This is a genomic window from Oscillibacter sp. UBA6647 (assembly GCA_002455655.1).
Lineage (GTDB): Bacteria > Bacillota > Clostridia > Oscillospirales > Oscillospiraceae > Oscillibacter.
In genome coordinates this window covers 11,072-17,726 of record DKLF01000148.1, presented here as the reverse complement: position 1 = coordinate 17,726, position 6,655 = coordinate 11,072, and the positions used below count along the sequence as shown (strand labels likewise).

The following is a 6,655-nucleotide window of genomic DNA, read 5'->3' as shown; positions in this document are numbered from 1 at the left end:
GATCTACCTCGCCGCGGATACCGTGGGCGTTGACAATGCGGCCGATTTGAATAAAGTCCAGTTTCATTTGTAACTCCTTCCGGAAGTTTCACAGGATGATATAAAAGTATTATACCCAACCCACGCCGGATTGACAAGGGGCGGCGGGGCGGCTATGATAAAGAAAAAGGGAAGGGGTGAATTTGCCGTGAAAAAAGAGGTTGAGGAATTTTTAAATCGGAGCAGGCAGGAGCGGGACGAAGCCCGAAGTAAGGCGCAGAGGTCATTTTTGCTTGAGCTGGGGCTGTATCGCGTCATTCCCATGCCGGAGGGCGGAGACGAGAAGGAGTATCCGGATTTTGAAAATGCGGAGCGCTGCCGAAAAGAACCTCTGGAGGTGACGGACGAGGAATACGCCGCGCTGTGCGACGAGGTGGAGAGAAAGACGAAAAAGGACTGGCCCGTCTGGCCGGTTTATCAGCTTTTGTTTGTGCTGGCAATCGTGGTTTGGGGATTGGGGCTTCTTATGGGCTTTTTCATGGGCAGACAAACCATGGGGGAATACGCCAACTTTTCAATTATGGCGGCGTTGAGTACGTGGATCACGTTTGCGGTCTATGGCGCTGTGCTGCTGGCCCTGTCGGAATTTGTCCGGCTGATGAAAAAGCGGAACGGAGAGTTGTAAAGCCGAGTCCCGCAAAACAGGCGAATAAAAAAGAGCGGTGCAGACAGCACCGCTCCCTTTGTTGATTCGTCAGTCCATGATATCCACGGAAACCTTAGTACCGGTACGCTGGGCATAGGAGCGCACCACGGTGCGTATCTCCTTTGCGATGCGACCCTGACGGCCGATGACCTTGCCCATGTCGTCGGGGGCGACGCGCAGCTCCAACGTCAGCTCCTGCTCGCCGGGAATTTCCGTGACGGAAACGGCGTCAGGATCGTCCACGAGGTTTCTGGCGATATAGAGCAGCAAGTCCTTCATATCTGCCCTCCGGCTTAGAGGACTTCCACTTTTTTCAGCAAAGCCCGCACCGTGTCGGTGGGCTGGGCACCGGACTTAATCCAGGCCTGGGCACGCTCAGTGTCAATCTTGATTTCGGCGGGGCTGACGCAGGGGTTGTAGGTGCCGATTTCCTCAATGAAGCGGCCGTCCCGGGGGAAGCGGGAATCGGCCACCACCAAACGATAAAAAGGAGCCTTTTTGGCGCCGAGGCGGCGCAGTCTAATCTTAACCATAAATGTGTACCTCCAAAAAAATTGTCAGAAATTTTATCTATAAATGCGGCTGCACTTATATACTTGAACGAGTGTTACTTTTTTTTACGCTTCTTCTTGCCCGGGCCGTGGCCCATGCCGCCAAAGCCGGTGAACCGGCCCCGGGAAACCTGCTTTGTCAAATCCCGGACCATTTCAAACTGCTTTAAAAGCCGGTTGATCTCCACCACCGGGCAGCCGCTGCCCGCGGCGATGCGCCGCTTGCGGCTGGCATTTAAAAGATCGGGGTTTTCCCGCTCTCGGGGCGTCATGGAGAGGATGATGGCCTCCGTATGGGAGAGTGCCTTTTCGTCCACGGTGGCGCCTTGCAGCTTATCGCCCATGCCCGGCAGCATCCCGGCAATCTGGCTCAGATCGCCCATGCCTCGAAGCTGGCGGAGCTGGTCCAGATAATCCTCCAGCGTGAAGCTGCTTTTGCGCAGTTTTTCCTGAAGCTTTTTGGCCTGCTTTTCGTCATAATTCTGTTCGGCCTTTTCAATCAGTGTCAGCATGTCGCCCATGCCGAGAATGCGGGAGGCCATGCGGTCAGGGTGGAACGGCTCGATCATGTCCAGCTTTTCCCCGGTGCCCGCGAATTTCACGGGCTTTCCCGTGACGGCTCGGATGGAGAGGGCCGCGCCGCCCCGGGCGTCGCCGTCCAGCTTGGTGAGGACCACGCCATCGATACCCAGCGCCTCGTCAAAGGCGGAGGCGGCGTTTACTGCGTCCTGACCGGTCATGGCGTCCACCACGAGGAGAATATCGTTGGGACGGACGGCGGTTTTCATCCGCCGAAGCTCGTCCATCAGCGTGTCGTCAATATGGAGCCGCCCGGCGGTATCCAGAAGAACCAGATCGTTGCCGTGGTCCCGTGCGTGGCGCAGCGCGTTTTCCGCAATTTTGACCGGATCGCCCTGTCCCTCGTCGTACACGGGCAAATCAAGCTGGCCGCCCACGACCTTGAGCTGTTCCACGGCGGCGGGACGGTATACGTCGCAGGCCACGAGCAGAGGCCGCTTGCCGTACATCTTGCGCAGATAGCCCGCAAGCTTCGCGCCGTTGGTGGTTTTACCCGCGCCCTGAAGGCCCACCAGCATCACCACGGTCGGCCCGCTGTTGGCCATGATCAGGCGGGAGTCCGTGCCGCCCATCAGGGCGGTAAGCTCCTCGTTCACAATTTTAATGACCTGCTGGGCGGGGGTCAGGCTGTCCAGTACATCGCTGCCGACGGCACGCTCCGTGACCTTTCCAACAAAGTCCTTAACCACCTTGTAGCTTACGTCAGCTTCCAGAAGGGCCAGACGGACCTCCCGCATGGCTTCCTTCACGTCGGCCTCCGACAGGCGGCCCTTGCCACGCAGCCGTTTAAAGGCGGCGTTCAGTTTTTCTGTAAGTCCCTCAAATGCCATCTTTTACTCCCTGAGCGCATTGGCGGCAACTGCCACCGTATCGGCCAGCTCCCCAAGGCGGGGGTCCTCATACCGGCGGTTCAGCGCCTTAATTTCCGCAGCGGCGGCACAAAGCCCGTCCACCTGCGCGCGAAGCTGTTCGAACCGGCGGATGAGACCCGTTTTGTCCTCGATTTCCTGCATCACGCCTTCCGCCCGGACAATCACATCCCGGACGCCCTGACGGGAAATGCCTGCGTTTTCCGCGATCTCCGACAGGGATAGGTCGTTATTATAATAGTAGTCAAAAAATTCGCGCTGCCGGGCAGTGAGCAGCTCCCCATAAAAATCGTAGAGCATGGTCATGCGATAGGTTTGATTTTTCAAAGAAAACGCCCCCTTACCGAATACTTGTAAAGTTATTTGACTTTACAACGACATTCAGTTTACAGGAATTCGGGCGAAAAGTCAAGGGAAAAAGGGAAGAAAATTTTAGAAGTCCTGAAAAATGGGACTTGGTATAAAGCTGGAACGGCAATGGGCGCAATCGCCTTCTCAAAAGACGTTTTGGCGCAATATAAAAAGGAGGAAAATATGGTTTTTGACGCACATTCCGACATCTGGACCGACGTGACGGTACGGCGGATGCGGGGAGAGAAAAATGTTTTTTGCAATCACCATCTGGCTCGGCTAAAAAAAGGCGGGGTGGAGGGCGGTATTTTTGCCATTTGGGTAGACCCTCCTCACGACGCGGACCACGCGGCCCGCACCCGGCAGATGATGGACTGCATCCGGGAGGAAATCGCCGAATCGACGGGTTTTCGCATTGTTCATACCTATAAAGAAATGCTGGAAGCGCGGCTGGAGGACGTTTTTTATGTCTACATGGGCGTGGAGGGGATGGCCTGCGCGGGGGAGGACCCGGCGTGGCTTGACACATATTACGATTTGGGTGCGCGGCACGCCATGCTGACATGGAATGAGGCCAACGCGCTGGGGGCCGGAGCGATGTCCGGTGAGGATTACGGGCTGACCGAGCTTGGGAAGCAGACAGTGCGCCGATTGCAGAAGAAGGGAATGCTGCTGGATGTATCCCACCTGAACGAAACGGGGTTTTGGGATGTGGCGAAGCTGACAGAGGGACCGTTTGTCGCGTCCCATTCCAATTGCAGGGCCTTGTGTGATGTGCCCCGGAATCTGACGGACCGGCAGCTACGGGCTATCCGCGACGCAGGAGGCGTGGTGGGAGTGAACGTCTTTCACGATTTTGTGCATGCCGACCCCGCCAAGCAGACGGCGGAGACGCTGGCGCTTCACACCGCCCATATGATTGAGGTGATGGGAATTGACCATGTGGGCTGTGGGTTTGATTTCTGCGAGTTTTTGGAGGGGGAGGAGGACAAGCCGCGTACGCCGGGACTGGAGGACGCGGCCCGGATTCCAAATTTTTTTGAATGCTTGAAGCGGCTGGGCCTGAACCGGGAAGAGCTGGAGAAGGTGGCACGGGGGAATTTTTTGCGGGTGCTTTGCCGGTGTGTGGGATAAAAAGACGGACGGGGAGGAAAAGATGCTTTACCGCTGGGCGACCTGCCGCACCCGGCGGAGAAAAAAGACGGTTTATATTTTCCAAGGTCAGCCAAAATAGAGTTTGAATTTGCGGAGAGAATACGGTATACTAGCCGAGTAACAGGCGGAATGCTTTGATTTCAGCGGTTTGCTTTCGGCTTTTGGGAAACTGAAAAGAATGGCCGATTCTGCCAAGAGGGCCTTGCGCTTACGGTAGAATATCCAATGATACAAACTGACACGATTTAACATATATGCCACAATAACCCGCCGAGACTGTGGTATACTATATCTATTTGAAACGACAGGAAGGAGCCTGAAATTGAAAGAAACCAGAACAAAGCTTGCGGAGGGAGTGCACCTCACCTGCATGCCTGCGCGGAAATTTAAGACTGACTTGCTCTCCGCTCAATTCATGACCCCTATTCGGGAGGAGACGGCGGCGGTTCAGGCGCTGTTGCCGGCGGTGCTGCGCAGGGGCTGCGCCCGGTGCCCGGACATGGGCGCGCTGGGGGCGGAGTTGGACAGGCTGTATGGAGCGGAGCTTGACTACACGGTACGCAAAAAAGGAGAGCGCCAGTGCGTGGGCTTTGTGGCCAGTCTGATTGACGACGCGTTTACGCCCGGGGGGGAGAAGCTTCTGGAGCCGGTGGCGGAGCTATTGGGGCAGGTGATCTGTGACCCGGCCATGAAGAACGGCAGGTTTCTGCCTGAGTATGTGGACAGCGAGCGGACAAATCTGGTGGACGCGATCCGCAGTATTCTCAACGACAAGCGGGACTATGCCGACCTGCGGCTTTTACAGGAGATGTGTGCCGGAGAGGCCTATGGCGTGAGTCGGTTCGGCGACGAAAAGACGGCGGAGGCGCTGACGGGGGAGCAGGTGTATGGGGCCTATCTCAAGATGATTTCCGCCGCTCCGCTGGAGCTGTTTTATTGCGGCGGCGCGGAGCCTGCCCGGGTTGCGGACGCGCTTTCCAAGGCGCTGTCCGTCCTTCCCCGCACGACGGTGTCCCCTCTGCCTAAGACATTGCCTCACACGGCAAGAGCCGAAGCTTTGCGCATTACCGACGCCATGGACGTGACCCAGGGAAAGCTGGGCATGGGCTTTGCCTGCGGCAGCGACGACTTTTCCGCGCTGCTGATGGGGAACACCCTATTTGGCGGCAGCAGCAATTCCAAGCTGTTTATGAACGTGCGGGAAAAACTGTCCCTTTGCTATTACGCCTCGTCCCAGCTTCACAGGGAAAAGGGCGTGATTACCGTGTCCTCGGGCATTGAATTTGAAAATTTCCAGCGGGCGTACGGCGAAATCCTGATTCAGCTCAAGGCCGTGCAGGACGGCGCACTGGACGACTGGGAGCTGGAGGGGGCGCGAAGCACGCTGTGCAACGCCTATGCCACCATCGGAGATTCTCAGGGCAAGCTGGAGAATTTCTGGCTGGGGCGGATGGCTTCGGGCCGGGAGGATACGCCGGAGGAGCTGGCCGCGGGCGTTCGCGCCGTGACGCCTGAGCGTATCCGGGAGGCCATGGGGTCCGTATCGCTGGACACTGTGTATTTTCTTAAGGGAGAGGAGGCCGGAGCATGAAAAAGGAGCTTTATCAGCGCATTGGTGAAACCGTTTACCGGGAGGTGCTGCCCAACGGCCTGCCGATCAACGTAGTTTACAAGCCGGACTTTGCAAAAAGCTATGCCTTTTTTGCCACACGATATGGCGGGATGGACACCCGCTTTCAACTGAATGGAACGTGGATGGACACTCCGGCCGGCATCGCCCACTATCTGGAGCACAAGATGTTTGACACCGAGGAGGGCAATGCGCTTCAGGATTTGGCGAAAAACGGGGCGGAGCCCAACGCGTTTACCTCCAACGCCATGACGGGGTATTACTTCGACTCCACGGAGAAGTTTGAGGAAAATCTGAAAATTCTGCTGTCCTTTGTCTCGGTCCCATATTTTACGGACGAGAGCGTTGAAAAGGAGCAGGGCATTATCTCTCAGGAAATCCGGATGATTGAGGATAATCCCGACTGGCGGGTTTATGCCGGAATGATGGGGGCGCTGTATCACAACAACACCGCGAAGACTCACATCGCGGGCAGTGTGGAGAGCATTCGCGAGATTACGGCCAAGACGCTGTATGACTGCCACAAGGCGTTCTACACACCGGAAAACATGGTTTTGACGGTGGTGGGGAACGTGGATGCGGAGCGGGTGAAGGAAATTGCCGCGTCTATTCTGCCGAAGGAAAGCGGCCCTGCCATCCCAAGGGACCATGGGGAAGAGCCTGCGGGCGTGGCGCAACGGGAGGTCAGCCGGAGGATGGAGGTTTCCATGCCCCAATTCCTGCTGGGCTTTAAGTGTACGCCCTCGGCGCAGGGAGAGGATTTTCTCCGGCGAAGCCTGATTGGGGGTATGGCGAGCGATTTACTGCTGGGGGATTCCAGTCCGCTGTATCAGCG

At 56.9% G+C, this 6,655-nt stretch carries 8 protein-coding genes; 4 read left to right on the top strand and 4 right to left on the bottom strand.

Going from position 1 to position 6,655, the window contains the following annotated elements; translation table 11 throughout:
- Positions 1–154 precede the first annotated feature (154 nt).
- Positions 155–664, top strand: a complete 510-nt coding sequence (locus tag B2W96_RS11075; protein ID WP_293010382.1) for a hypothetical protein — start codon at positions 155–157, stop codon at positions 662–664.
- A 69-nt stretch (positions 665–733) separates the two neighbouring features.
- On the opposite strand, the gene B2W96_RS11070 is transcribed toward B2W96_RS11075, so the two are convergent.
- From B2W96_RS11070 to ylxM, 4 genes are all read right to left on the bottom strand, one after another.
- On the bottom strand, positions 734–964 hold the full coding sequence (locus B2W96_RS11070) for a KH domain-containing protein (RefSeq protein WP_293010380.1): 231 nt from the start codon (positions 962–964) through the stop codon (positions 734–736).
- Positions 965–978: 14 nt separating this feature from the next.
- On the bottom strand, positions 979–1,218 hold the full coding sequence (rpsP, locus tag B2W96_RS11065; RefSeq protein WP_293010378.1) for a 30S ribosomal protein S16: 240 nt from the start codon (positions 1,216–1,218) through the stop codon (positions 979–981).
- Between the two features lie 74 nt (positions 1,219–1,292).
- Positions 1,293–2,645 (bottom strand): signal recognition particle protein, encoded by a 1,353-nt coding sequence (ffh, locus tag B2W96_RS11060; RefSeq protein WP_293010376.1) that lies wholly within the window; start codon positions 2,643–2,645, stop codon positions 1,293–1,295.
- A gap of 3 nt (positions 2,646–2,648) precedes the next feature.
- Entirely contained in the window at positions 2,649–3,011 is a 363-nt protein-coding gene (gene ylxM, locus B2W96_RS11055; protein WP_293010374.1) for a YlxM family DNA-binding protein, read from the bottom strand.
- 207 nt (positions 3,012–3,218) lie between these two features.
- On the opposite strand from ylxM, the gene B2W96_RS11050 reads away from it, so the two are divergent.
- From B2W96_RS11050 to yfmH, 3 genes are all read left to right on the top strand, one after another.
- On the top strand, positions 3,219–4,169 hold the full coding sequence (locus tag B2W96_RS11050; RefSeq protein WP_293010372.1) for a dipeptidase: 951 nt from the start codon (positions 3,219–3,221) through the stop codon (positions 4,167–4,169).
- 343 nt (positions 4,170–4,512) lie between these two features.
- Entirely contained in the window at positions 4,513–5,781 is a 1,269-nt protein-coding gene (gene yfmF / locus B2W96_RS11045) for an EF-P 5-aminopentanol modification-associated protein YfmF (RefSeq protein WP_293010370.1), read from the top strand.
- On the top strand, positions 5,778–6,655 hold an 878-nt coding region (gene yfmH, locus B2W96_RS11040; protein WP_293010368.1), incomplete at its 3' end, for an EF-P 5-aminopentanol modification-associated protein YfmH. The genes yfmF and yfmH, both read left to right, overlap by 4 nt.

Excerpts from the sequence above, each read along its gene's own strand:
- B2W96_RS11075 (WP_293010382.1), top strand. The coding sequence starts at position 155 with ATGATAAAGAAAAAGGGAAGGGGTGAATTTGCCGTGAAAAAAGAGGTT.
- B2W96_RS11070 (WP_293010380.1), bottom strand. The coding sequence starts at position 964 with ATGAAGGACTTGCTGCTCTATATCGCCAGAAACCTCGTGGACGATCCT.
- rpsP (WP_293010378.1), bottom strand. The coding sequence starts at position 1,218 with ATGGTTAAGATTAGACTGCGCCGCCTCGGCGCCAAAAAGGCTCCTTTT.
- ffh (WP_293010376.1), bottom strand. The coding sequence starts at position 2,645 with ATGGCATTTGAGGGACTTACAGAAAAACTGAACGCCGCCTTTAAACGG.
- B2W96_RS11050 (WP_293010372.1), top strand. The coding sequence starts at position 3,219 with ATGGTTTTTGACGCACATTCCGACATCTGGACCGACGTGACGGTACGG.